A 24,010-nucleotide genomic window follows, 5' to 3' on the forward strand; every position below is an offset into this window, starting at 1 on the left:
TGATGTCCAATAAGTGACCAGACTCCACGTCCAAAAACTCACCAGACTCCATGTCCAAAAAGTGTCAAGACATGACACTGCTAGTTGTTCGACCTGGCGAACTAGCAGATCACGCGTCCAAATTTGCGTTCCCACAGGTGATGTTGGAAACAGTTTCCAATACCGTTCTGGTCTGCTAGTTCGCGTGCGGCTTCGCGGCGGCCGAACTAGCAGATCCGAGATTTAATGGTGCCCAGGCACAGATAGCGCAAATATAGGACACCACGAGCGCACCGGCTCGCGGCCCAATCCCACCGGTCTAGGATTGCCCCGGACAAAAAGAGAGGGGCACTCATGGATCTCATCCGCCTCACCGCACGCTTCGGCAGGCGGTACAGCGGCAAGATCGCGCTGGTCATCGCGCTGCAGCTGGTCACCACCCTGGCCACGCTGTACCTGCCGGACCTGAACGCGGACATCATCAACAACGGCGTCGCCCAGGCGGACGTGCCGTACATCTGGCGCACCGGCCGCACCATGCTGGTGGTGGCGCTGGTGCAGATCGCGGCGGCGATCGCGGCGGTGTGGTTCGCCTCCCAGGTGGCCATGAACATCGGCCGCGACATCAGGGCAGCCGTGTACAACCGGGTGTCCGATTTCGATAGCGAGGAGATGGCGCACTTCGGCGCCGCCACGCTGGTCACGCGCGGCACGAACGACGTCCAGCAGGTGCAGATGACGTTCCTGTTGTTCATGAACTTCATGGTCGCAGCACCCATTATGGCCATCGGCGGCATCATCATGGCGCTGCGCCAGGACGCGGGCATGTCGTGGCTCGTGGTCACGGCGGTGCTCGTCCTGGCCGTCGTGGTGGGGATCACCGCCGCGATCCTGATGCCGCTGTTCAAGCGCATGCAGAAGAAGCTGGACGCGATCAACGGCCTGTTGCGCGAGCAGATCGCGGGCATCCGCGTGGTGCGCGCGTTCGGCCGCGAGGACTACGAGGCCGAGCGTTTCACCGAAGCGAACCACGACATCACCAGGCTGAGCCTGAACATCGGCCGGGTGTTCGTGACCATGTTCCCGGTGATCATGCTCATTCTGAACCTGGCCACGGCCGCGGTGCTGTGGTTCGGCGGGCACCGCGTGGACGAGGGCCTGGTGGAGGTCGGCTCGCTCACCGCGTTCATGCAATACCTGATGCAGATTCTCATGGCGGTGATGATGGGCGTGTTCATGCTGATGATACTGCCGCGCGCCATTGTCTGCGCGGATCGCATCGAGGAGGTGCTCGGGCATGAGGTGAAGGCGTCGGTGGCCGAAGGGGCGTCGATAGGCGAAGGCTCCGTGCGCTTCGAGGACGTCTCCTACACCTACCCGGGCGCGGAGAAGCCGGTGCTTGAGGGCATTTCGTTCGAGGCCCGCCCGGGGACCAAGACGGCGATCATCGGCTCGACGGGCAGCGGCAAGACCACACTCGCGGGGCTGCTGCCCCGGCTGTACTCGCCGACTTCGGGGCGCGTGCTTATCGACGGCCATCCGGTCACCCACATCCCGCGCCAAGACCTGGTCAAGGCCGTCGCGATGGTGCCGCAGAAGCCGTGGCTGTTCTCCGGCACCGTGGCGTCGAACCTGCGCATGGGCAACCCCGATGCCACAGACGAGCAGCTGTGGGCGGCGCTGCGCGTCGCGCAAGCCGGGTTCGTGGACGATCTGGACATGCCGATTGCCCAGGGCGGCACCAACGTCTCCGGCGGGCAGCGCCAGCGCCTGTGCATCGCGCGGATGTTCGTGGCGGATCCGAAGGTGTACGTCTTCGACGACTCGTTCAGCGCGCTGGACGCGACCACCGAGGCGAACCTGAACGCGGCGATGCGCGAGATCGTGCAGGACCGCACCGTGATCGTGGTAGCGCAGAAGGTGTCCTCGATCAGACACGCGGACCAAATTCTGGTGATGGAGGCTGGGCGCATCGTCGCGCGCGGCACGCACGACGAGCTGCTGGAGACCAGCGAGACGTACCGGGAGATCGCGGCGAGCCAGGCGGAGGTGGACGCATGAGCAACCAGCACGGATCCGAGCTGACAGACGACCAGCTCGCCGAGTACGAAGAGAAGATGGCCGGCGACGACTACTCCAACAAGGCGCCGCGCAAGGCCAAGCAGTTCTGGCCGTCCGCGAAGCGCCTGCTGGGGTTGCTCGCCCCGTACAAGCTGGCGCTGACGGCGGTGTTTGCCATGAATGCCGTGTCCGTGGTGCTGGCCGTGTACGCCCCGCGCGTGATGGGCCGGGCCATGGACGTGATCTTCTCCGGCGTGATGTCCAAGCACATGCCGCCGGGCACCACCAAGGAGCAGGCGGTGGAGGGGCTGCGCGCCGCGGGCCAGGACCGCTTCGCTGATATGGCCTCGGCGATGGAGCTCACCCCCGGTAGCGGCATCGACTTCGACCGGCTTGGCCAGCTCATCGTTGCGGTCCTGGTGCTCTACTTCGCGGCGTCGCTGCTGATGTGGGCGCAGGGCGCGATTTTGAACAGGCTGACCATGCGCGCGGTGTTCAACCTGCGCGAGCGGGTGGAGGCGAAGATCAACTCCCTGCCGCTGCGCTACTTTGACACCCGCCAGCGCGGCGACGTGATGAGCCGCACCACCAACGACGTGGACAACGTGCAGCAAGCCCTGCAGCAGTCCCTGTCCTCGCTGTTCAACGCGATCCTGACGGTGGTGGGCATCCTGGTGATGATGTTCGCCATCTCCTGGCAGCTGGCCCTGGTGGCGCTGCTGGCCATCCCGCTAACGGGCCTGGTCATGGGTTTGGTGGGCACCCGCAGCCAGAAACAGTTCACCACCCAGTGGAAGGCCACGGGCGACGTGAACGGGCACGTGGAGGAATCCTTCTCCGGCCACGACGTAGCCGTCATCTTCGGCCGCACCGACGAGCTGCGCCGCACCTTCGACGAGCGCAACAACGAGCTCGCGGGCGCGGCGCAAAAGGCACAGTTTTTAGCCAACTCGATGCACCCGACCATGCAGTTCATCTCGTACCTGTCGTACGTGGCCATCGCGGTGCTCGGCGGCGTGAAGGTCGCCTCCGGCAAGCTCACGCTCGGCGACGCCACCGCGTTTATCCAGTACTCCCGCCAGTTCAACCAGCCGCTCGGCGAGATCGCCGGCATGATGCAGATGCTCCAATCCGGTGTCGCTTCCGCGGAGCGAGTCTTCGAGCTTCTCGACGCTGAAGTAGAACCCGCAGACAGCTCCCAGGCCCGCATGGACGGCCGCGCCGAGGGCCTGGTGGAGTTCAGGGATGTGTCCTTCTCCTACACGGACGAGCCTTTGATTCAGGACCTGAACCTGCGGGTGGAGCCGGGCCAGACCGCCGCGATCGTCGGCCCCACCGGCGCCGGCAAGACCACGCTGGTGAACCTGATCATGCGCTTCTACGACGTCGATGCCGGCGCGATCACCCTCGACGGCACGGACATCCGGGAGTACTCCCGGGAGGACCTGCGCGGCCAGATCGGCATGGTGCTGCAAGACGCGGTGCTGTTCAAGGGCACGATCATGGACAACATCCGCTACGGGCGCTTGGACGCCACCGACGAGGAGGTCATCGAGGCGGCGAAGGCCACCTACGTGGACCGCTTCGTGCGCTCGCTGCCGGACGGCTACGACACCGAAGTGGACCAGGACGGCGGGTCCGTCTCCGCCGGCGAGCGCCAGCTGATCACCATCGCGCGCGCGTTTTTGTCGCAGCCGGCGCTTTTGATCCTGGACGAGGCGACCTCGTCGGTGGATACCCGCACCGAGGTCATGGTGCAGCAGGCCATGAACGCGCTGCGGTCCAACCGCACCTCCTTCGTCATTGCACACCGCCTGTCCACCATCCGCGACGCGGACGTGATCGTGGTGATGGAAAACGGGCAGATTGTGGAGCAAGGTTCGCATGCGGAGCTCGTCGCAAAGCAAGGTGCGTACTGGCGCCTGCACCAATCCCAGTTCAGCGAGTAACCCACAGCGAATTCACACGTTTCCCAAATGTTCACCTTGCGGACACCGTTCCATTAACGCGGCGGCCATACGCTGGCGGGCGAACCTATGTCAGCTGACTGATTGGGAAACCATGAAACGTGAAGAAACCGGCGGATCTACCGTCGCCACGGCCGACAACACCGGCCGCACCGAAGAAGACGAGAACAAGAACCTCGAGGACCTCGACGTCGACGACGACAGCGAGCGCAAGGACCCACTCGGCTTCCTCCCGCTCGACGGCAAGGCCAAGGAGATCGCCAACTGGATCGCCGTGATCATCGGCATCTGGATCCTGCTCAACGGCGTGGGCATGATCGGCGACGGCTTCAAGGGCATCGCCGGCGACCGCGCGGAGGAACTGTTTTCCTTCGCCGAGAACCCGTTTGTGGGCCTGGCCATCGGCATCGTGGCCACCGCGATCATCCAGTCCTCCTCCACCACCACCTCGATCGTGGTGGGCATGATCGCCGGCGGCCTGCCGCTGAACATCGCGATCCCGATGCTCTTCGGCGCGAACATGGGTACCTCCGTGACCTCCACCCTGGTGGCGCTCGGTCTGGCCGGCAACAAGAAGCAGTTCCAGCAGGGCTTCTCCATGGCCACCGTGCACGACTTCTTCAACCTCATCGCCATCCTGATCTTCTTCACGCTGGAAATGTTCACCGGTTTCTTGGGCAAGACCGCGACGGCGATTGCGCCGTCGCTGTCCGGCTCCGGCGAGGGCGTGGTCTCCGGCATCTTCGAGTCCATCGGCGACTTCATCGACATGATCACCGAGCCGCTGGTCGGCCTCGCCGGCAGCCTGGTCGAGCCGCTCGGCGACGTCTGGGGCGGCGTGGTCCTGGCCGTGCTCGGCATTGTGCTGATCCTGTTTTCCATCCAGTTCATCGGCAACATTCTCAACGCCCTGCTGGTGGGCAAGGCCCAGGACATCCTCTACGCCGCGCTGGGCAAGAACGCCTTTGTGGGCGTGCTCTCCGGTGCCGCCATCACCACCCTGGTGCAGTCCTCCTCCACCACCACCGCGCTGACCGTGCCGCTGGCCGCCTCCGGCAAGTTCAAGGTGCGCACGCTGTTCCCATTCGTGGTCGGCGCCAACATCGGCACCACCGTCACCGGCCTGATCGCCGCGTTCTCCGCCTCCGGTGCCGAAGCCGAAGCCGCGATGGCGGGTGCGCTGGTGCACACCCTGTTCAACACCTTCGCCGCAATCCTGATCCTGAGCGTGCCGTTCTTGCGCAAGCTCCCGCCGATGGGCTCCGACTGGCTCGCAGCCATGGCAACGAAGAACAAGCTCTACGTCTTCGCATGGATCGGCGGCGTGTTCTTCATCCTCCCGATTCTGGCCGTGTTCATCTCCAACGCACTCTCCTAAGGAGCCCCCCACAATGACTACTCCCGAGAACCCGACCAACCCTGGAAACACCCCGGGCGAGACCCCCGACCTGACCCCGCTGGCGCAGGACCTGATCAACCGCGAAGCCCCCGACGCCGAGTTGCACGCGCTGCTGCAAGAGCTGGAGGAAACCGCAGACGAGCTGCGCAACGAGCTTGAGGCCCGCATGGGCAACCGCGACAAGCTGGAGGGCGAACAGGCCCGCGCCCACCGCAAGAACAACCCGAACGTCACCCCGGAGCAGGAGGAAGAGCTGAAGAACTTCCCCGAGTACTGGGCAAACTCCAAGGGCTCCTGGAGCAACCTGTTCAAGCTGCTGCGAGAGCTGCGCTCCGAGATGCGGGAAGGCAAGGGTAATGCTTAAGCGACTCACTGCCACTGCTGCTTTGGCTGCCGTCGCTGCGCTGGCCGTCGGCTGCGGGTCCGAAAATACCCCGGACGGCGACGCCATCCGCGTCACCGGCTCCTCCACCGTCGAGCCGATCACCAGCTACATGGCCAACCGCTACGACTTCAACGCGGACATCGACGCGGTCGGCTCCACCGACGGCTTCGACGTGTTCTGCGCCGGGGACGCCGACATCAACGACGCATCTGTGTCCATCCCGGCTGACTACCAAAAGGCGTGCGCCGACGCCGGCGTGGACTTCATCGAGCTGCCCATCGCTTTGGACGCCATCACGCTGGTCAAGCACCGCGACAACGACTGGGCCCAGGACCTGACTGTCCAGCAGCTGCACGACATCTGGGCGAAGGACTCCGCCGTGACCAAGTGGTCCGACATCGACCCGTCCTGGCCGGACGAGGAGATCACGCTCTACGGCCGCCCGGAAGGCTCCGGCACCCTCGGCGTGTTCGAGCAGCTTGTGCTCGGCGGCGACGAGATCCGCGAGGACTACCAGGCCACCGACGACATCCAGGAGCTGTCCAAGTGGGTCTCCGAGGACGTCAACGGCCTGAGCTTCATGGGCATCGGCAACTACCTGGCCACCGAGGACCCAACCCGCAACCGCATCGACAACGTGCTTGTAGACGGCGTCGCACCGACAGCGGAGGAGACCAAAAACGGCAACTACCCGCTGTCGCGCCCGCTGTTCATCTACGTCAACGAGGACTCCACCAAGCGCGAGGACGTCAACGAGTTCGTCACCACCTACCTGGACAAGGTCGAGGCCGTGCTGCCGCGCGTGTACTTCTACCAGCTGCCGGAAGAAGAGTACGACAACTCCAAGCAACGCTACGAGGACCGCCAAACCGGTGCCGACGGGCGCTGGCAGTAAGTAGGATCAGACGCATGACTACCGAAAACGAAGGCCTGTACACCAACATCGAGACTGAGAAGACCGCCGCTGGCCAAGACGGCCAGGACGGCGCGAATGCTGCGAACCAGAACATGGACACCCTGCCGCTGGGCGAGGGCGTACGCACCGTCGAGGAAGCCGATAGCCACGAGGAAAACACCCGCTGGAACGACGGCAACCTGCCGCGCGAAGCGGACCGCGAGGAGGTCCGCGAGGACGAGCGCTAGCCTCCCAGCCCCAGCTTCCACCACCGCCCTGGACGTGCACGACAGCCGTCTGGGGCGTTACTATATGCGGCGTGAGCACCCCATACGGCAACTTCAGAATCGGCGACCAAGAGCGCATGGACGCCATGGACACCCTCGGTCGCGCGCTTGGCGAAGGCCGCCTGAACATGGCCGAGTTCGACGACCGGTGCCGGCAAGTTGCCGAGGCGCAGGTCCACTCCGACCTGGAGCCGATTCTGGGGGACCTGCCTCCGCAGCAGGCCGGGGGTGCCGTCGATAGGCAAGAAGTGCACCCAGGCGACGTGTTTTACAGCGGCCGCGAGATCATGCAGGCACGGCGCTCCGGCAAGCGCATGCGCGCGGGCGTGTTCTGGCTGGGCACGGTGGGCGCGTTCGGGCTGATTGGGCTTTCGCACCAACCAGTCTTCCTGCTGCTCATCCCCACCCTGTTCATCCTGCTGTACGTCATGAAGGTGGGCCCGGACTCCTGGTACACCCCCACCCTGCGGCAGCTGGAGCAGCAGCGCCGCCAGGAAATCAAACGCCGCCAGCTGGAGATCGAATCCGCCAAGGCGCACCAGCAGGCCATGATGCGGGTGCAGCGCAAAGACCAGATCAACCAGCTGACCTCCGACGCGCTCGATGTCGCACAAAACACGATAAACCGCTTCCGCAAACAGTAAAGAGGCCTACAGTGGAGTGGCATGAGTGAGCCACTGCAAAAGCACCGCCATTTCGACCAAGCGGACAAGCTGAAAAACGTCTTCTACGACATCCGCGGGCCCGTGACCGCGACCGCGGAGAAGATGGAGCGCGACGGCCACACCATTTTGAAGCTCAACACCGGCAACCCCGCCGTATTCGGCTTTGAGGCGCCGGACGTGATCATGCGCGACATGATCGCCAACCTGCCCACCTCACAGGGCTACACCACCTCCAAAGGCATCACCTCGGCGCGGCGCGCAGTGGTCACGCGCTACGAGATGATCGACGGCTTTCCGCCCTTCGACATCGACGACGTCTACCTGGGCAACGGCGTGTCCGAGCTGATCAGCATGACCACCCAGGCGCTGCTCAACGACGGCGACGAGATCCTCATCCCCGCCCCGGACTACCCGCTGTGGACCGCCGCGTCCACGCTCGCCGGCGGCAAGGTCGTGCACTACATGTGCGACGAAGAGGACGACTGGAACCCCTCGCTCGAGGACATCCGTTCCAAGGTCACCGACCGCACCAAAGCCATCGTGGTGATCAACCCCAACAACCCCACCGGCGCCGTGTACTCGCGCGAAGTGCTCGAAGGCATCGCCGACATCGCCCGCGAGCACGAGCTCATGGTGCTTGCCGACGAGATCTACGATCGCGTACTTTACGACGGCGCTTCGCACACCTCCATGGCAGAAATCGCCCCGGATCTTGTGTGCATCACCTTCAACGGCCTGTCCAAGGCCTACCGGGTGTGCGGCTACCGCGCCGGCTGGATGGTGATCACGGGCTCGAAGCGCCGCGCTGCCGGCTTCATCGAGGGCCTCGACCTGCTCTCGGGCACCCGGTTGTGCGCGAACGTGCCCGGACAGCACGCCATCCAGGTCGCGCTGGGCGGCCGACAGTCCATCTACGAACTCACCGCCGAGGGCGGGCGCCTACACAAGCAGCGCAACGTCGCAGTGCGGAAGCTCCGCGAGATCCCGGGTATCTCCGTGGTGGAACCGAAGGGTGCGCTGTACTGCTTCCCCAAGATTGACGCGGAGATGTACAACATCCACGACGACGAGAGGTTCATGCTGGACCTGCTCAAGTCCGAGAAGATCCTGATGGTCCAGGGCACCGGCTTCAACTACCCCACCCCGGACCACTTCCGCGTGGTCACCCTGCCGTGGGCGTCGCAGTTGGAAAACGCCATTGAGCGCCTGGGCAACTTCCTGGTGGACTACCACCAGCACTAGGGGTTCCAGCGGGGGCTTCGACCAGGTATCCTGCGCATATGACATCTGTGCCCGTCCCGAGGGAGGCGTTCCGCGATAACGCGCGAACCCTCCGTCAGGCGATGCGCGAAGCAGCGCAATCATCATCGGCGAAGGTTGTTCTTTCCCATCGCCAAGCGGAAACGATTCTGCGTGTGCTGGAGAGTGCGGATTCAGAATTCGAGCGTCGACAGCGTGTAGCTCGAAGGCTTGCGGATTTCTCCAATGAAATCGGGTTCACCGAGTAGCGGGATCCTGCGACGAAGCGTGCCGGTCACCTTCGTCGACGCCAACATTCTCTTCTCTCGTGTCCTCAGAGACTGCTTTCTCTACAGCGCACATACAGGTGCGCTGGAGATTCGCTGGAGCCAAGAAGTTCTGGATGAGATGTCACGTAACCTCCGTGCCTCCATCGGCCTCGATGAATTCTCCACTCGCCGTCTTGAAGAGCTCATGAACGAGTTTCTCCCAGACGCAAAACTCAAACTCCCCGTGTCAGAAGACGTGGTCCCCCGCAACGTGGATGTCCACCCGAAAGACCGCCACGTACTCGCAGCTGCGCTTTGCGCCGGAGCGGACATTTTGCTCACCGACAACACGAGGGATTTTCCTGCTGAATGGATGGGCCGCCAAGGCATCGATCTCGTTCAGCCCTCAGCGATGATCACCCGTCTTCTGACGGACTTCCCAAGCGAATTTCGTGAAGCACACTCTCTCTGCGTCGAACTCTCCGCTTCGAAAGATGAGGAGACAGTACTCAACCAACTTGAAAAAGCTACGGACCCTTTCACTGCAGCCAAGGTTCGAAGGTTCGTACGCCCATAACAGTCAACTGCACTGCAGGGTCTCGATGGCGACTTCGCGGGTGAGCCCTATTCGCGCACAGAAGTCCTCGTCATGGCTGACCAGGACGATCGAGCCGGCGTAGCTGTCCAGTGCGGAGACGAGCCAGTCCACTGTGGAAATGTCGATATTGTTGGTGGGCTCGTCGAGAAGCAATAACTTCGGAGCCGGGTGAGCGAGAAGAATCCGGGCAATCTCGACGCGGAATCGCTCCCCGCCGGACAGCGTGCCAACGGGGGCGTACACGGTGTCGTTCTGGAATAGCAGCTGCGCAAGCTGGTCGCGAATGTACTGCGGCTCTGCTTCGAGGTTGGTTTGTGTCACCAGCTCCAGCACCGTCAGCTCCGGTTTTAGCGTTATGCGCTGGCGAAGGTAGCCCACGTCGTCGATGACGTAGCCTGCCTGCCCACTCACGATGGAGTTGAGCAGCGTGGTCTTGCCGCTTCCGTTAGGACCGGTGATGCGCACCCGCTCGGGCCCTACAACTGTCAGTCCAGGAATGTCCAGGACCCGCGTACCATTTGGAAGCTCAGTGCCGGGCAAATCGATAAAGACAACTTGATCATTACGGACCTTTTCCTGGGCTTTGTTGTACGCGGCGAGCGCGCCCTCCACCGCTCCTGCGTGGGCCGACCCCCGTCTCGCCGCAGTCTTTTCAGACCTGTCCTTGTCCAAGCCCATCGCCATGCCGGGCTTGCGCTTCGAAGCGGCGAACTTCTTTCCACGGCGCGCATCGCGATCGATACGTGTCTGCATCGCTTCCCGCTCCTTGACCTGCTTGCGGTGATTCGCTTTTGCGTCCCTAACCCCGCGTATCGCTGATTCCTGCTCTTGCGCGAGCGTCTCCTTGTAGGCGGAAAAGTTCCCGGGGAACAAACGCAGCTGGCCGTCATGCAGCTCGGCAATTTCGGTGGCGCTCTGCAGCAAGTCGCGGTCATGACTAGCGACGAGCACAGGTACCGACGCCGCCTCCAGCTCCCGTATGAGCTGCTCTTTCGCGTGGTGGTCGAGGTTGTTGGTTGGCTCATCCAAGACGACGAAATCGGGGTTGCCGGAGAACAAAGCGGCCAACGCTACCCGGACTGTTTCACCGCCGGAAAGCGTATTCAGGGTTCTACCCAAAGGCAGGTCGAGGCCGTGCGCGGACAGGGTGGCGGTGATCTCTGCGGCGATATCCCAACGGTCACCGATAGTTTCGAAAAGCTGGGGGTCGAACTCTCCGGCCTCGACGGATGCAATTGCGTTGAGAGTCTCAGTAGCGCCGAAAACATCAGCCACGGTGTCGTCCGCCCGCAGCGTGAGGTCCTGCGGTAAGTACGCGATATTCGTGGGGCGTTCCACCGATCCACTCGTCGGTTCGAGCTGACCGAGGATGATCTTGATCAGAGAGGATTTACCGGATCCATTGTCGCCGATTAACCCGGTAAGCCGACTATCAAATACGGCGTTCAGGCCTTCAAAGCACGTGGTTCCATTGGGCCACTCGAGAGAAATGTTGTTCAGGGAAATAGGCATGCTCATACGTCTTTCTGGTTCGTGTTATGCGGAAACACGGAACGTGAGCACTGCCTACTCCTTCCCTCGGGGACGCAATCTTGTTAGAAACTACGCTGAGCCAGTGTGCGGGTCAAGCACTTTGCGTCCAGTAAGTGACCTGACAAGACGCTGATCTGCTAGTTCGGCGGTGGCTGTCTCCCGAGCAAACTAGCAGATCAAACGTCCAACTTTACGTTTCCCCAGGTGATATTGAAACGCGGTGTCGATATCAGGCTGATCTGCTAGTTGCGCTGTGAACTCTTAAATGGCGAACTAGCAGATCCGCGAGTTGGGGCTGAGTGGGGCCGGTTGAACCTGGTTGGAGCTGGGCCCTGGGAGCTGGCCAGCCAGCCCACCCCAGGCCCGCGAGACGGAAGCTACGCCACCGGGCGGAAGGTGTCCGGGGAGGCGGCTTTCCAGTCGGGGGCCCAGATCGAAGGGGCGTCTTCAAGCAGTTGCCCCGGGCGCAGCCACTCGTAGATGGAGGCGTAGGAGCGCGACTCGGTCGGCGAGACGCTGCGGCGCAGCATGTGCGGGGTGAGCTCGGACGGGTCAGAGACACCCATGGACGCCATGAGGCGCACAGCGGTGTTGACGGTGGTCTTCTGGAAGTTGTAGACCGCCTTGGACTTGTCCTCCACCACGATCGCGCGGTTGCGGCGCGGGTCCTGGGTGGCCACGCCAGTGGGGCACTCGCCGGTGTGGCAGCGCTGGGCCTGGATGCAGCCGGTGGCCATCATCATGGCGCGGGCGGAGTTGGTGTAGTCCGCGCCCTGGATCATGCGCATGACAATGTCGGAGCCGCCCGCGACTTTGCCGGAGGCGCCGATCTTGATCTGGTCGCGGAGCCCGGTGCCCACGAGCGCGTTGTGCATCAGCATCAGGCCGTGGGTCAGCGGCATGCCCATGTGGTCCTCGAAGTCGATGGGCGCGGCACCGGTGCCGCCTTCGGAGCCGTCCACCACGATGAAATCGGGCGCGGTGCCGACTGCGCGGATGGCCTTGCAGATGGCGAGCACTTCTCGACGGCTGCTGACGCACATCTTGAACCCCGCCGGCTTGCCACCGGAAAGCTCGCGCATCTCGGCAATGAACTCGATGAGCTCGACCGGGGTGCTGAACACGCGGTGCGCGGCCGGGCTAATGCAGTCCACGCCCATGGGCACGCCGCGGATCTCGGAGACTTCCTTGGTGATCTTGTCCGCCGGCAGCACGCCGCCGATGCCGGGCTTGGCACCCTGGCTGAGCTTCAGCTCCACCATCTTGACCTGGTCGTCCTGGGCCTTGTCGCGGAACTTCGCCGGGTCGAAGTCGCCGTCCTCGGTGCGGGCGCCGAAGTAGCCGGTGCCCATCTGCCAGACCAGATCGCCGCCGTTTTCCTGGTGGTACGGGGAGATGCCGCCCTCGCCGGTGTTGTGGGCGAACCCACCCATGGCTGCCCCCTTGTTCAGGGAGCGCACGGCGTTCTTGGACAGGGAGCCGAAGCTCATGGAGGACACGTTCAGCATGGAGATGGAGTACGGCTTAGTGCAGTCCTTGCCGCCCACGAGCGCGCGCGGCGGCTCGGCCGGCTCCTCCACTGGGGCGATGGAGTGCACGAGGTGCTCGTGGTTGGAGTCGTAGACGTCCTGGACGGTGCCGAACGACGTCTCGCTCTGCTTGCCCTTCGCGCGCTCGTAGATGGCGTTGCGCTGATCGCGGTTGAAGGGGCGGCCGTCCCAATCGCGCTCGATGAAGTACTGGCGCAGCTCCGGACCGATGTCCGTGAGCAGGTAGCGCATGTGCCCCAAAACGGGGTAGTTGCGCAGGATCGGGTACCTGGTTTGTGTGAGGTCGTGGATGGCGACGCCACCCAGCGCCGCGGCGGCAGCGCCCAGGGCGCCCTTGGCAAACTTTCCTGACTTCTCCTTGGACATGCGGACTATCATGCCCCACCCAGCCAGAAATACTAAGACGGGCACACCCTGCAGGTATGCCCGAATTAGGTACTACGAAACTAGAGGCTCCGCCCCAGGGCGCGAATCTGCCAGCCAGCGTTTTGCCAGTCGGTGACGTTGAGGACGTTTCTTCCGTCGATGAGCAGTTGCTTGTCGACGAGCTCCGCCGCCCACTGTGGATCCATCTCCTTGAACTCCTGCCATTCGGTGGCGAGGATGACCAGCTCGGCGCCGCGCAGTGCATCCTCGAGGCTGGTGGCGTAGTCGAGGGTGGGGAAGACCTTGCGGGCGTTGTCCATGCCCTGCGGGTCGTAGACACGCACGCTCGCGCCGGCGAGCGAGAGCTGGCCAGCCACGGCGAGTGCGGGCGAGTCGCGCACGTCGTCCGAGTTCGGCTTGAACGCCGCACCGAGCACGGTGATGTTGCGGCCGATCACACTGCCGAGCTCCTCGCGGGCCAGGTCGATCACGCGCTGGCGGCGACGCATGTTGATCGCATCCACCTCACGCAGGAAGGTCAGTGCCTGGTCGGCGCCGACCTCGCCGGCGCGGGCCATGAAGGCGCGGATGTCCTTGGGCAGGCACCCGCCGCCGAAGCCCAGGCCTGCGCCGAGGAATTTGCGGCCGATGCGGTCGTCGTAGCCGATGGCGTCCGCCAGCTGGGTCACGTCCGCGCCGACGTTCTCGCAGACCTCGGACACGGCGTTGATGAATGAGATCTTCGTGGCGAGGAAAGCGTTGGCGGAGACTTTCACCAGCTCCGCGGTCTGCAGATCCGTCACGATAAACGGGGTGTCGTTTTCCAGCGGGGTGGCGTAGACCTCGCGGGCGATCTCCTCCGCGCGGGAATTTTCGGCGCGGTGGCCCAACACGATCCGGTCCGGCTCGATGGTGTCCTTCACCGCGTAGCCTTCGCGGAGAAACTCCGGGTTCCAGGCGATTTCAACTTGGGCTTTGTTGCCGTGCTCGGCGGCGAGTTTGTCGGCGCGCTGCTGCAGGGCAGCGGCGGTGCCGACCGGGACGGTGGACTTGCCCAGGATCAGGTGCTCGCCCTCGAGCTGGGGCACCAGATCGTCGATGACGGCCTCGACGTAGCGGGTATCCGCCGCGTAGGAGCCGCGCTGCTGCGGGGTGCCCACCCCGATGAAGTGCACATTGCCGAAGGCGGCGGCCTCGGCGTAGCTCGTCGTAAAGCTCAGGCGCCCTGCCTCGATGTTGCGCTCCAGAACCTCGGGAAGGCCCGGCTCGTAAAACGGCACCTTGGAGTTCTTCAGCGCCTCGATTTTGGTTTCATCAACGTCTACGCCCAGCACCTCGTGGCCGAGTTCAGCCATGCACGCCGCGTGCGTCGCCCCGAGGTAACCAGTGCCAATCACAGTCATCCGCATAAGAGGCCATTATGCCGTGGAGTGGCGAGGTCGGCAGGGCGAGCAATGTGTGCATATTCGTAGCAGCGGAAATTCATATGCTCCTCGCGGGATCTATTTTTCAAAATCGTATTTTTTGCAAAATAGATAGATGGAGATTTCGCTAAAATTCCAGAATTGAAGATTCTGACCCGTAAAGGACGCTCTGGAAATGAACAACTACAAAAACCTGAAGACAGTGTTTCACAAATCCCCAGACGGCCAACGGGCTGCAGAGGCGGAGTACATCTCCCGATTTTCATCCCCAGCTGCGCTTCATTGGGACTTCACAGTAGGCAAACATCAACTTTTCGCGGTACTAACTGCGGAGATTCAGTCGCTTCTGGAGCAGGTCTGGAGGACGGAGCTCCGAATTTCCCACAAGTGGTCCACGCTCCCAGGCGTAGCAGGTAGCCACTACCTGACTGGCCTGCTCATTGAGGAAATCAAAGCGACCAATCAGATTGAGGGCGTGCATTCGACCCGTAAAGAAATTGCGGAAGCTCTAACCCGCCCCTCAACCGGACCGCATAAGCGTTTTCGCGAGATGGTTGCCTTCTACGAGTCGCTGCTTAACCCTAATGATCGACCAGAGTTCCCGCGGACTCCCGCATCCCTCCGCGCTGAATACGACAAGTTACTTGCGAAAGAAATCGATGAAGCGGATCGTCCCGACGGGCAATTGTTCCGAGCAGGAACAGTAGAGATTCACGATGGCATGAAGGGAGTTCACAAAGCTCCCCTCGGCGAAGACAACATTGAAGAGCGCATGCGGACGTTCCTAGACACCCAACAAGATGAAACCCATGTCCTCATCAACGCGCTCGTCGGCCACTTCATGTTTGAGTACACTCACCCGTTTTACGACGGTAACGGCCGTATGGGACGCTTTCTTCTCGCATTCAAGGCCCTCGAGGTCCTTTCTCCACCGACCTCGATGTCCCTCTCACACCAGTTCTCGCTCCAGAGGAAGAAGTACTACGCGGCTTTCGTAGAGACGGAAAACGCGATGAACTACGGGGAGGGAACTTTCTTCCTCAAAGCCATTCTCGAGATGCTGATCGATGCTCAGAATGACTTGGAGACATCACTGGATCAAAAGCATTCCCAGTTACGCAGTTTGCAGGAGGTTTTATCCTCGGTAAATCGAGACGAATACGAACGCGACTTACTTTTCTTAGCCGCGCAGGCATTTCTTTTTAGTCCGGATCTCCCCTTCCCCCTCAAAGAAGCAGTTTCAGCAATGGGGCGCTCTTGGAACACCGTCCGCCCCGTAGCAGAACGCCTGGAGGCGGAGGGCCTAATCCAATCCGCATCCAAGCGTCCGCTCACGCTTGAACTCACTTCTCAGGGCCGTGAATACTTGCGTTTGTCAGAGTACTGAGCGGGGCGGGCCTTTGGTTCGTCGATAAGCAAAAGCCCCTACTGGAAGTTCAGGTACGCCTTCGACGGGGTGGGGCCGCGCTGACCCTGGTACTTCGAGCCGAGCTTGCCGGAGCCGTACGGGGTGTCCGCGGGCGAGGTCATGTTGAACAGCGCGAGCTGGCCGACCTTCATACGCGGCCACAGCACGATGGGCAGGTTGGCCACGTTGGACAGCTCGAGCGTGATGTGACCGGAAAAGCCAGGGTCGATAAAACCTGCGGTGGAGTGCGTGAGCAGGCCCAGACGTCCCAGCGAAGACTTGCCCTCGAGGCGACCGGCCAGGTCCGCGGGAAGGGTGAAGCACTCCAGAGTGGAAGCGAGCACAAACTCGCCGGGGTGCAGGACAAACGCGTCGCCGTCCGGCACCTCGACCAGCGTGGTCAGATCCGGCATCTCCTGCTTCGGGTCGATGTGCGTGTACTTCGAGTTGTTGAAAACGCGGAAGTACTTGTCAATGCGCACATCGATCGAGCTCGGCTGGATGAGCTCGGCATCGAACGGCTCGATACCGAGGTGGCCGGAGTCAATGGCATCGCGGATGTCGTGATCTGAAAGCAACACGAATCAGAGTGTACTTCCCTGTTTTGGGCCGCGAATCCGTGGTGCTAAAGTTGTCAGAGCTGCCGGCGTAGTTTAGTGGTAGAACATCAGCTTCCCAAGCTGAGAGTGCGAGTTCGATTCTCGTCGCCGGCTCTCTTTTCTTTTTCGGGGCGCGGCTATAAGAAGTAGCGGATTTTCCACGGCACCTCGGGGCCGTACACCTGCCTCGAACACGGGCGCATGTCCGCGCGTGCGAGGGAGATGAACGGGTCCTTGATGCCGCTTTCTTCCGGAAAATTGCACTGCATGACGTTGTACCCCACGCAGTACTTCACGGCGAACTGCATTGCCCACGGGTCGTGGTGGAAAACCTCGTCAACGCCAAGTGGTGTGGCAATGACGGTACGCAAACCGGTCTGCTGCACGACCTCCACGGGCTGCCAGTCCTCGTCGGTGTGCATGGTGGCGTCCCATATCTCGCCGCCGAGCACATGGTGGCCGTTCCCCTCCACCTCGCACTCGTCCGCTTCGACATAACGCCGCGCCACCCACACCGGCGGTGCGGAAATCAGCTCGCCGGAGGAGTTGCGAAACGCGTTGCGCCCCGGCGAATACTCGAAAAGGAACCCGAGGCGGCGGATGCACTGCAGCGCCTCCTTCGAATTCGGGAACCGAAACGCGAGCAAGAGCTGCCCCACGTTCACAGTGAAGTAACGGCCGTTTTGGAAATTGCGGGTTGCGGTGAGGAAGACGGTGGGGTCCGGGAGGTCGTCGAAAAGCATTATGCGTGGCTGCAAGGCCCGATCGGCTTCGAGGACACCACGCTCACCGGGTAGCTGCGGCCGTTAGGTGCGCCGCGCAGCACGGGCCACTCGCGGTTGTAGTCAACCGCGTTGGCAAGGCGCTCCGGGTCGTGGTGGTAGCAGGTGTACACGCCGTCTTCGGTGGAAAAGATCAGCTTGTTGCCGTCGTGTTCGATGATGGTGATGGGCAGCCAGTCTTCTTTGGGGCCGTTGGCGGCGCGCAGCACCGGGATCCAGTGCCCTTTGTGGCCGTCGGCGACCAGGTCGCACTGGTCGTGTCCGCACGGGATGCGCTCAGCGGGCGGCTCCGGCAGCGGGACTACGGTGCCGTTTTGGTCGCGGATTGCACCTTCGATGGCGGAGTACTCGAACTTTGGCCCGGTGCGGCCGACAAAGTCGAAGGCCTCCATTGCCGACGGGAATTCCGCGGTGACAGTGTCATCGGTGCCGTCGACAGTGAAGGTGACGGTGCTGATGTTGACGTTGCCCAGGGTTGCGGGCGCCCAGTCGTCGGCGAAGATGGACTGGTTGGACATGTCGGGCATGTCAGCAGACATGGTTGATCTCCTTTGAGAATCGCACTTCCGGCGCGGCGGTTGCGCGTGCCGGCGGATCTTCCCCCGGGGGCACCGTGCGCGATATGCGCGGTTGCCAGCCGACGAGCCGGGAGGCTTTTCCCTTCAGCAGGGTGCGTCGGACTTCGTGATCCAATCCAGGACAATAACAGACCGCTTGGTCTACTGCAAGTGGGGACCGGAGGACGTCGATAAGCAATATGCTCAAAGAGATGAAACTGAGCAGCGCGATGATGACATTGGCGGCCGGATACGGGGCGGTGCGCGGGCTGCAAAACCGCCCGCCGATGCCGTTCAACGACCGGAATTTTCAACCCCGATACCCCACGCCGGTGATGTACGTGCACGGGATTAACTCGCGCACCGCGGCGTTTGAATCGAACGCACAAAGACTGAAAGAGCAGGGGTTTTGGGTCTGGGGCTACGACTACGGCGACATGATCGCGCCCGGGTTTTTCGGCGCAGGCGACCTAAATTCGATCGTGGAGGATGTGGAGGAACATGTGGACCGCGTGCTGCGGAAAACCGGCGCGGAACAGGTGGACATTGTGGCCCACTCGCAGGGCGCGCTCATGACCAAGCTGTTCATCTCGCGCGGGGGCGCGGCGAAAGTACGGCGCGTGGTAGCAATGGGCGGCAACTTCCACGGCACCGACTTCCGAGGACTGGCCGGACGGATGGGCGAGATCGCCTCGAACCATCCGCATTTCACCGCACTGTTTGCCCCGGGGGCGGCGCAGCAGCTCGCGGGTTCCGCCTGGTTGCGCAAGTTTTCGAGGGGACCCGACACCGTGCCGGGGATCGTGTACACCTCCATCTACTCGCCGGCGGACACTGTGGTTACGCCGACGTCCACATCGATGCTCGAGGCCGTGCCGGGCGCGGATGTGGCGAACATCGACTCCGGGCAGTGGTACGATGGCTACGCGCCCTACCACGCACTCATGCCGCGCGACCCGCTCTACGCGGACCTCACTGTGTGGGGGTTGCTGCGCGAGGTGGGCGACCATGTGCCGCCCACAAGTTTCGACTGAGCATGATGCTTATCGACGGGCTAAAGTTGCTGGCCATCCCGTATTATTCGCACATGTGTTCGTGTTTTATGGCGGTCGTGTCGGAGCGTGTCGTAGCGTGTGCATTGTTCATTCGTTGACAGTGCGTTTCCGAAGGGAGGGATGCGGCCATGACCACGGTGATTGACCACCACGTGGATCAGCTCGTCGATAGCCTGAAAGCTCTCGAGGAACTCATGATGCAGCCCGAATCCCTCCACCTTTTGTCCACGCACCAGGCGATGGAGCGGCTGCACGCGGCGCTTCCGCTGCTGTCCAACGCGAACATCGCGTTTGCGCACCTGTGCGAGCGCGACGGAGCGGGCAAGCTGGTCGGCGCGAACCACCCTGTGGAGTATTTGACCAAGCAGCTCGGGCTCCCGCGGGCCGACGCCTTTAGCCTGCTCAACCAGGCGAAGACGATGTTCGGCGAGGTCGAGGTGCCGACGCCGCCGTCGGATCCGCTGATGGGCGAGGAAGAACGCAAGAAGCAGGCCGAGGAAGAGGAGCGCCGCAGGGAGGAAGCGCGCAAGGCCAAGGAGCGCGCCAGGAAGGCCGCGGCGAAGGCCAACGCGGAGAAGAAGCGCATCATTGAACGGGCGCTGATGCAGCTCAACGAACACTCGGATCCGGGCCGCGACGAAATCTACGCGCAGGCGCTCGAGGCGGCGGAGACCATGTCCGCGGAGGAGCTGCGGAAGCACGTGACCACACTGGTCAAGCGCGCCAACCGCAAGGGCCGGGACTACGAAGGCAAGAAGGACCCGCTCGCTGCGTTTAAAAAGCGCACCATGACCTTCAGCGAGGAGGACTCCGACGGCGGTTCCTGGGGGCAGATCTACTTCGACAAAGCCAGCCGCGCCGCGTTCGAGGCCGCGCTGGCCGCAGGCGAGTCACCCGGGGCGAACCTGCCTCCCGGCGCCGAGGACAAGCGCACCCGCGGGCAGCGGCGGTTCGACCAACTCATGGACATTGTTGGCACCCACGCGAACTCATCGGCTGTGGCGCGCAAGGGCATCGGCACCGTGGTGATGACACTGACGTTGGAAGACCTCATGGGCGCGGACGCCTACACCGAGTTCGCCACCAACACTTCCGTGTCTTTGACCGCTCTGGACATGGTCCGGCTCGGACTGGCGGGCGACTCGTTTGTCCTCCAGCTGGACTCTTGCACCGGGGTACCACTGTCCCTCGGGCGGGCGCGGTTGGCCAGCGTGGAACAGAAACTGGTGCTCCTTGCCATGCAACAGGTGTGCGCCTGGACCGGATGCACCAAACCAGGCGTGCAACTGGAAGCCCACCACATCCAGTCGTACCTGCACGGTGGGTTCACAGACCTGGAAAACCTGATCCTCCTGTGTCGCGAGCACCACATGTGCAACAACGACAACAGGGACGGCGCAGGCGGCAAAGGACACTTCGAGAAAGACCCCTCCACCTGGGACGTCACCCATCACCCCGCCGACGGCGGGCCACCGACGCCGACCACGACACATCAGTACCAGGAATCGCCTGGTCAGAGGACTATCAGGCGGGTGCGGAAGAAATACCCAGCGTTCGACGACCCGCCAAACCAGACAACCACCGACCCGCCGCTATTCGATCTCGGCGATGGTTCCAGGGCTGGCCCCGACCGGGGCGGCAACACAGCGTGACAGTTTTGACGCGCGGCATTCGGTGCCGCGCGGGTGTGGGGTGCGTGGCTGCTAACCGCTAACCGCTAACCGCAGCGCACGATCGGCTGCGGGTCGTACACCGTGGTCTGGGTCTCCCGGCTGAGCTCGTTGCCGGCGAGGTCGTAGATGATGCGGGTGTCAGACGTGGTGAAACCAGGCGCGCCCGAAGACGGCGCACAGTTGGAGCCGGAGACGTTCACCGGCTGTGGCTGCGTCTGCGCCCACCGGCCACCGTTGACGGACTCGACGGTCACCGTCTTCACACCCATCAGGCTCACCGTGACCTCCCCGCCGCCGACGCTGGTGGCGATGCGCACAGGGTACGGGCTGTCGTTGCGGAACTGCAGGTCGATGGCCCCCTCGTACACGGTTGCTTCGCGGCCAGCCGGGTAACGGGAGATGTAGTAGGAGTGCGGCATGTGCGCCACATCCGTCATGCCGGCGAAGTAGGAGGCGTTGTACAAGGTGGTGGCGAACTGGGAGATGCCGCCGCCGACCGCGGTGTCCGCGCGCCCGTTGAGGATGATGCCGGACTCCACGTACCCCTGCGCGGGGCCGCGCGGGCCGGTGTAGCCGTTCAGGGAGAAGGTCTCGCCCGGGTTCACAATCGCACCGTTGACGGTCTGGGCCACCAGCGCAATGTTGGTGCCGGACGCGCCCGAGTAGCCGCTGGTGGTGAACGAGCCGACCACGTCGTTGAAGGTGGCGTTCTGCGCCTGCTCGGTGGTGAACTGCGCGGGCACGTCCTTGTACACCGCGTCCCACGTGCGGGGCTCGCCGCCGGTCAGGCGTTTTTCAAAGCCGGCTAGGGTGGCGTCCCAGTCCACCACGGATCCATCCACGGACGGCTCGACGCCACCACCGGCCAACACGCGGGCGTTTTTGCCCTCTACCTCGGTCGCGGCGAGCTGGTCGCCCAAGATGGTGCGCGCCGCGTCCATGTTCACCTCGGGTGCGATGCGGCCTTCCACCGCGGGGAACTTCACGATTTCGCCGAGGCGCTCCTGCGGCACCGCGGCAGCGACACCGTCCTTGCCGGTGACGGTGATCGGGCCGTCCAAGGCGGCACGCACGGGGCCGCCGAGCGCGGCCTTGATGGCGTCGTCATTGATGGCGGGCTGCACCTCGGTCGGCTCCACCTCCACCCCATCCGGGTTGAGCCAGCCGGTGGTGACCTCTTCGCGGAGCGTGGCGCGGTCCACGTCCTGTCCCAGCTTCGGGTCGGTCGTCTCAGCCTTGCCGCCCTGCACACGGATGGTGCCGTCGACGGGGTCCACGTGGAGCTCCTCGGTCATGCGGTCGAGTTGGCCGCCCAGGGCTGTGTCGTCGATAGTCGGCACGACGTCCACCTCGCGGGTGGTGAACAGTCCGCGGAGGCGCTCGACGGGGTTAGCGGTCTCGATGCCGGCGGCGTCCACAGTGGCGCCGAAATCGATGCCGAGGCCGGATTTCGCGGGGACGAATTCGGTGGTTTTCTCCCCAGCCTTGACTGGAACGGCTTTGTCAGCGACGCCGCCGAGCTCCGCCTGGAGCTTATTGCGCGCCTCGTCCGGCGCCATTGCACCGATGTCCACACCGCCGACCTGGGTGCCGCGGGGGACGTTGCCGCGGTGGGTAGCCAGGTCCGCCAGGTAAATCGCGAGCGCCACAGCAAGGATGCCTAGGAGCACTCCGAGCGTGATTTTGGCGCCGCGGCCCATCACGCCAGACCCGCCCTTGGCGGTTCCTGCGCGTCCCTTCCTGTGCGAGGTCGCCTTTACCGTAGTCACGCGCCCCACAATAATGCAGATCTTTGATCCCTCATAGCCGGGGAGACGCTCACAAGCCCCCGTCGATGAGCTGCTGCTGCACCCTCGTTGCGGCCTCGTCCACGCGAGCTTCTGGGATGTAGCCGTTGTGCACGCACCACACGATGTGGTCGATGATGCCGGGCAGGTCCGCGCCCGAGGACCACAGCGCCTGGTCCGCCCCCGAGCCGATTGCCCTCGCGACGGCGTCGCGGGTCGGGGCGTAGTCCAGGATGCCGCGCATGCCGGACAGGTCGTCGGTGACTACTACGCCTTCGAAGGGCACGCCGCCTGGGTAGTCGCCGGTTCGCAGGAGCCGGTAGGTGTCCGGGTTCATGGAGCTTGGCACGCCGTCGGGGCCCAGGCCTGGCACGATCATGTGGCCCATCATCACACTGGCGCGCGGGAACTGTTCCAGCAGCGGGCCGTAGGGGCGCAGGTCCAGCTCGCGCATCTGGTCCAGCGGCGGGGTGACGGCCAGGTGGTGGTGCGTGTCCCCGGAGGCGCGCCCGTGGCCGGGGAAGTGCTTGAACGTCGGGGTCACCCCGGCGTCGATAAGCCCCTGCGAAAACAGCGCAGCGACGCGCACGACCTCGTCGGGGTTGCCGTGGAAAGAGCGGTCGCCCACGATGTCCAGGTCGGTCACATCCAGGTCCAGCAGTGGCGCATAGTCGACGTTGATGCCGTGGGCACGAAGCGCACGGCCGATGTCGTAGCCGGTGCCGCGGATCACCTCGGGCGGCTGCCCGGCGAGTGCGCGCGGCGGCATGAACTCGCCGAGCACCTGCGTGTGGCGTTGCACGCGGCCGCCTTCGAAGTCGATGGCGACGCTGAACGGGCGGTGGTACTGGGCGCGCAGTGCGTTGATGTCGCGGCCCACCTCTGTGAGCAGCGCCGGGTCCGCCCAACTGGGGATGATCAGCCCGCCGACGCCCTGGTCCAGTGCGAACCGCGCCTGGTCGTAGTTGGCCACGCCGACCACCATGAGCGAGGCGACCTTTTGCCGCAGGTCGTCCGGCACGCGCTGCTGCGCGGGCGACAAGGGCGCGGGCGCGGCCGGGGGCGAAGTAGGCGGCGCTACCTCGGGGACTTCTTGCTTCTCGACGTCCTCCCGGCCCACCTCCGTAGTCTCCAGGGCAGCCTCAGCAGCGTTGTCCTCTGGCTGTTCGGCGCATCCGGCGAAGCTGAACGTCGCTAGGCACACAAGTGCGAGCAATGCCACACCTGTCCGAGCCCGCATGTACCTGTCCCCTTGTCAGCTGTTTCAAACCACAGCCACTGTACCCGCTGCTGGTAGGCTTCTCCGACATGTCCCATCGAGTATTTGCCCTGCCGGCGTCGCTTGCCCGGCGCGCCACCGCGCCCGTTTTGGCCAGCACTGTCGTTGGTGTGGTGCTCGGTGCGGTGGGGGTGCTCGGCATCGCGTCCGTGTCCGGGCAATCCACGGTGCCGCAGGGTACGGCGGTGCCAGCGGATGAGGCGGTGCTGGGCGGGCCGGAGTACGGCTCGAGGAAGTAGGCGCCGGTGCGGGG

Annotated in this window: 22 protein-coding genes, 1 tRNA gene and 1 riboswitch; of the genes, 15 read left to right on the forward strand and 8 right to left on the reverse strand. The window is 63.5% G+C overall.

The window, feature by feature from the left end; translation table 11 throughout:
• Window positions 1-333 precede the first annotated feature (333 nt).
• From QP996_RS07675 to QP996_RS07720, 10 genes are all read left to right on the forward strand, one after another.
• A complete protein-coding gene (locus tag QP996_RS07675) occupies window positions 334-2,040 on the forward strand; it encodes an ABC transporter ATP-binding protein (RefSeq protein ID WP_284872050.1) in 1,707 nt (568 codons plus the stop codon).
• Window positions 2,037-3,989 carry an ABC transporter ATP-binding protein gene (locus tag QP996_RS07680; RefSeq protein WP_284872051.1) on the forward strand — a complete coding sequence of 651 codons (1,953 nt, stop codon included), beginning with the start codon at window positions 2,037-2,039 and terminating at the stop codon, window positions 3,987-3,989. The genes QP996_RS07675 and QP996_RS07680 overlap by 4 nt, the downstream gene beginning before the upstream one ends.
• A 112-nt stretch (window positions 3,990-4,101) precedes the next feature.
• Window positions 4,102-5,385, forward strand: coding sequence for a Na/Pi symporter (locus QP996_RS07685; protein ID WP_284872052.1), 1,284 nt, complete (start codon window positions 4,102-4,104; stop codon window positions 5,383-5,385).
• A 13-nt stretch (window positions 5,386-5,398) separates the two neighbouring features.
• Window positions 5,399-5,770 (forward strand): hypothetical protein, encoded by a 372-nt coding sequence (locus tag QP996_RS07690; protein WP_284872053.1) that lies wholly within the window; start codon window positions 5,399-5,401, stop codon window positions 5,768-5,770.
• A complete protein-coding gene (locus QP996_RS07695) occupies window positions 5,763-6,686 on the forward strand; it encodes a substrate-binding domain-containing protein (RefSeq protein ID WP_284872055.1) in 924 nt (307 codons plus the stop codon). The genes QP996_RS07690 and QP996_RS07695 overlap by 8 nt, the downstream gene beginning before the upstream one ends.
• A gap of 14 nt (window positions 6,687-6,700) precedes the next feature.
• Window positions 6,701-6,934: a hypothetical protein gene (locus QP996_RS07700; protein ID WP_284872057.1), complete on the forward strand. Its 234-nt coding sequence runs from the start codon at window positions 6,701-6,703 to the stop codon at window positions 6,932-6,934.
• Between the two features lie 71 nt (window positions 6,935-7,005).
• Window positions 7,006-7,617: a DUF1707 SHOCT-like domain-containing protein gene (locus QP996_RS07705; protein ID WP_284872058.1), complete on the forward strand. Its 612-nt coding sequence runs from the start codon at window positions 7,006-7,008 to the stop codon at window positions 7,615-7,617.
• Window positions 7,618-7,638: 21 nt separating this feature from the next.
• Window positions 7,639-8,880 carry a pyridoxal phosphate-dependent aminotransferase gene (locus QP996_RS07710; RefSeq protein ID WP_284872059.1) on the forward strand — a complete coding sequence of 414 codons (1,242 nt, stop codon included), beginning with the start codon at window positions 7,639-7,641 and terminating at the stop codon, window positions 8,878-8,880.
• 38 nt (window positions 8,881-8,918) lie between these two features.
• On the forward strand, window positions 8,919-9,146 hold the full coding sequence (locus QP996_RS07715; protein ID WP_269511494.1) for a hypothetical protein: 228 nt from the start codon (window positions 8,919-8,921) through the stop codon (window positions 9,144-9,146).
• Between the two features lie 19 nt (window positions 9,147-9,165).
• Window positions 9,166-9,723, forward strand: coding sequence for a PIN domain-containing protein (locus QP996_RS07720; RefSeq protein ID WP_269511498.1), 558 nt, complete (start codon window positions 9,166-9,168; stop codon window positions 9,721-9,723).
• Between the two features lie 3 nt (window positions 9,724-9,726).
• Here the strand turns inward: QP996_RS07720 and QP996_RS07725 are convergent, their stop codons facing one another.
• The 3 genes from QP996_RS07725 to QP996_RS07735 all read right to left on the reverse strand — a co-directional run bounded on the left by QP996_RS07725 (window position 9,727) and on the right by QP996_RS07735 (window position 14,602).
• Window positions 9,727-11,256, reverse strand: coding sequence for an ABC-F family ATP-binding cassette domain-containing protein (locus QP996_RS07725; protein WP_269511501.1), 1,530 nt, complete (start codon window positions 11,254-11,256; stop codon window positions 9,727-9,729).
• Between the two features lie 398 nt (window positions 11,257-11,654).
• Window positions 11,655-13,193 carry an FMN-binding glutamate synthase family protein gene (locus tag QP996_RS07730; protein WP_284872061.1) on the reverse strand — a complete coding sequence of 513 codons (1,539 nt, stop codon included), beginning with the start codon at window positions 13,191-13,193 and terminating at the stop codon, window positions 11,655-11,657.
• Window positions 13,194-13,273: 80 nt separating this feature from the next.
• Window positions 13,274-14,602 carry a UDP-glucose dehydrogenase family protein gene (locus QP996_RS07735; protein ID WP_284872062.1) on the reverse strand — a complete coding sequence of 443 codons (1,329 nt, stop codon included), beginning with the start codon at window positions 14,600-14,602 and terminating at the stop codon, window positions 13,274-13,276.
• A 190-nt stretch (window positions 14,603-14,792) separates the two neighbouring features.
• Here QP996_RS07735 and QP996_RS07740 point away from each other — a divergent pair, with 190 nt between their 5' ends.
• Window positions 14,793-16,004, forward strand: a complete 1,212-nt coding sequence (locus tag QP996_RS07740) for a Fic family protein (RefSeq protein WP_284872063.1) — start codon at window positions 14,793-14,795, stop codon at window positions 16,002-16,004.
• A 38-nt stretch (window positions 16,005-16,042) separates the two neighbouring features.
• Here the strand turns inward: QP996_RS07740 and dcd are convergent, their stop codons facing one another.
• On the reverse strand, window positions 16,043-16,606 hold the full coding sequence (gene dcd, locus QP996_RS07745) for a dCTP deaminase (RefSeq protein WP_284872064.1): 564 nt from the start codon (window positions 16,604-16,606) through the stop codon (window positions 16,043-16,045).
• A gap of 61 nt (window positions 16,607-16,667) precedes the next feature.
• Between dcd and QP996_RS07750 the strand changes: the two genes are divergently transcribed.
• Window positions 16,668-16,738, forward strand: a tRNA-Gly gene (locus QP996_RS07750).
• A gap of 23 nt (window positions 16,739-16,761) precedes the next feature.
• On the opposite strand, the gene QP996_RS07755 is transcribed toward QP996_RS07750, so the two are convergent.
• Window positions 16,762-17,382: a hypothetical protein gene (locus tag QP996_RS07755; RefSeq protein WP_284872065.1), complete on the reverse strand. Its 621-nt coding sequence runs from the start codon at window positions 17,380-17,382 to the stop codon at window positions 16,762-16,764.
• Complete coding sequence (locus tag QP996_RS07760; RefSeq protein WP_284872066.1) at window positions 17,367-17,945, reverse strand: hypothetical protein; 579 nt, start codon at window positions 17,943-17,945, stop codon at window positions 17,367-17,369. Before QP996_RS07760 ends, QP996_RS07755 begins: the two co-directional genes overlap by 16 nt.
• A gap of 16 nt (window positions 17,946-17,961) precedes the next feature.
• A riboswitch (SAM riboswitch) is annotated at window positions 17,962-18,096 on the reverse strand.
• A 79-nt stretch (window positions 18,097-18,175) separates the two neighbouring features.
• Between QP996_RS07760 and QP996_RS07765 the strand changes: the two genes are divergently transcribed.
• A complete protein-coding gene (locus tag QP996_RS07765; protein ID WP_284872067.1) occupies window positions 18,176-18,997 on the forward strand; it encodes an esterase/lipase family protein in 822 nt (273 codons plus the stop codon).
• Between the two features lie 149 nt (window positions 18,998-19,146).
• Window positions 19,147-20,670, forward strand: coding sequence for an HNH endonuclease signature motif containing protein (locus tag QP996_RS07770; RefSeq protein ID WP_284872068.1), 1,524 nt, complete (start codon window positions 19,147-19,149; stop codon window positions 20,668-20,670).
• A gap of 65 nt (window positions 20,671-20,735) precedes the next feature.
• Here the strand turns inward: QP996_RS07770 and QP996_RS07775 are convergent, their stop codons facing one another.
• Window positions 20,736-22,391, reverse strand: a complete 1,656-nt coding sequence (locus QP996_RS07775) for a VanW family protein (RefSeq protein ID WP_284872170.1) — start codon at window positions 22,389-22,391, stop codon at window positions 20,736-20,738.
• Between the two features lie 118 nt (window positions 22,392-22,509).
• Window positions 22,510-23,718 (reverse strand): glycoside hydrolase family 3 N-terminal domain-containing protein, encoded by a 1,209-nt coding sequence (locus tag QP996_RS07780; RefSeq protein WP_284872069.1) that lies wholly within the window; start codon window positions 23,716-23,718, stop codon window positions 22,510-22,512.
• Window positions 23,719-23,786: 68 nt separating this feature from the next.
• Between QP996_RS07780 and QP996_RS07785 the strand changes: the two genes are divergently transcribed.
• Window positions 23,787-23,996 carry a DUF2613 domain-containing protein gene (locus QP996_RS07785; RefSeq protein WP_070472021.1) on the forward strand — a complete coding sequence of 70 codons (210 nt, stop codon included), beginning with the start codon at window positions 23,787-23,789 and terminating at the stop codon, window positions 23,994-23,996.
• The last annotated feature ends 14 nt before the right edge of the window (window positions 23,997-24,010 follow it).

It is taken from the genome of Corynebacterium sp. MSK008, assembly GCF_030232585.1.
GTDB lineage: Bacteria > Actinomycetota > Actinomycetes > Mycobacteriales > Mycobacteriaceae > Corynebacterium.

What these genes read in the sequence shown, in the direction of transcription:
- QP996_RS07695 (WP_284872055.1), top strand. Translation starts at nt 5,763, where the DNA reads ATGCTTAAGCGACTCACTGCCACTGCTGCTTTGGCTGCCGTCGCTGCG.
- QP996_RS07680 (WP_284872051.1), top strand. Translation starts at nt 2,037, where the DNA reads ATGAGCAACCAGCACGGATCCGAGCTGACAGACGACCAGCTCGCCGAG.
- QP996_RS07775 (WP_284872170.1), bottom strand. Translation starts at nt 22,391, where the DNA reads ATGGGCCGCGGCGCCAAAATCACGCTCGGAGTGCTCCTAGGCATCCTT.
- QP996_RS07765 (WP_284872067.1), top strand. Translation starts at nt 18,176, where the DNA reads ATGAAACTGAGCAGCGCGATGATGACATTGGCGGCCGGATACGGGGCG.
- QP996_RS07675 (WP_284872050.1), top strand. Translation starts at nt 334, where the DNA reads ATGGATCTCATCCGCCTCACCGCACGCTTCGGCAGGCGGTACAGCGGC.
- QP996_RS07715 (WP_269511494.1), top strand. Translation starts at nt 8,919, where the DNA reads ATGACATCTGTGCCCGTCCCGAGGGAGGCGTTCCGCGATAACGCGCGA.
- QP996_RS07735 (WP_284872062.1), bottom strand. Translation starts at nt 14,602, where the DNA reads ATGCGGATGACTGTGATTGGCACTGGTTACCTCGGGGCGACGCACGCG.
- QP996_RS07710 (WP_284872059.1), top strand. Translation starts at nt 7,639, where the DNA reads ATGAGTGAGCCACTGCAAAAGCACCGCCATTTCGACCAAGCGGACAAG.
- QP996_RS07780 (WP_284872069.1), bottom strand. Translation starts at nt 23,718, where the DNA reads ATGCGGGCTCGGACAGGTGTGGCATTGCTCGCACTTGTGTGCCTAGCG.
- QP996_RS07685 (WP_284872052.1), top strand. Translation starts at nt 4,102, where the DNA reads ATGAAACGTGAAGAAACCGGCGGATCTACCGTCGCCACGGCCGACAAC.
- QP996_RS07740 (WP_284872063.1), top strand. Translation starts at nt 14,793, where the DNA reads ATGAACAACTACAAAAACCTGAAGACAGTGTTTCACAAATCCCCAGAC.
- QP996_RS07770 (WP_284872068.1), top strand. Translation starts at nt 19,147, where the DNA reads ATGACCACGGTGATTGACCACCACGTGGATCAGCTCGTCGATAGCCTG.
- QP996_RS07760 (WP_284872066.1), bottom strand. Translation starts at nt 17,945, where the DNA reads ATGTCTGCTGACATGCCCGACATGTCCAACCAGTCCATCTTCGCCGAC.
- QP996_RS07730 (WP_284872061.1), bottom strand. Translation starts at nt 13,193, where the DNA reads ATGTCCAAGGAGAAGTCAGGAAAGTTTGCCAAGGGCGCCCTGGGCGCT.
- QP996_RS07725 (WP_269511501.1), bottom strand. Translation starts at nt 11,256, where the DNA reads ATGCCTATTTCCCTGAACAACATTTCTCTCGAGTGGCCCAATGGAACC.
- QP996_RS07690 (WP_284872053.1), top strand. Translation starts at nt 5,399, where the DNA reads ATGACTACTCCCGAGAACCCGACCAACCCTGGAAACACCCCGGGCGAG.
- QP996_RS07785 (WP_070472021.1), top strand. Translation starts at nt 23,787, where the DNA reads ATGTCCCATCGAGTATTTGCCCTGCCGGCGTCGCTTGCCCGGCGCGCC.
- QP996_RS07700 (WP_284872057.1), top strand. Translation starts at nt 6,701, where the DNA reads ATGACTACCGAAAACGAAGGCCTGTACACCAACATCGAGACTGAGAAG.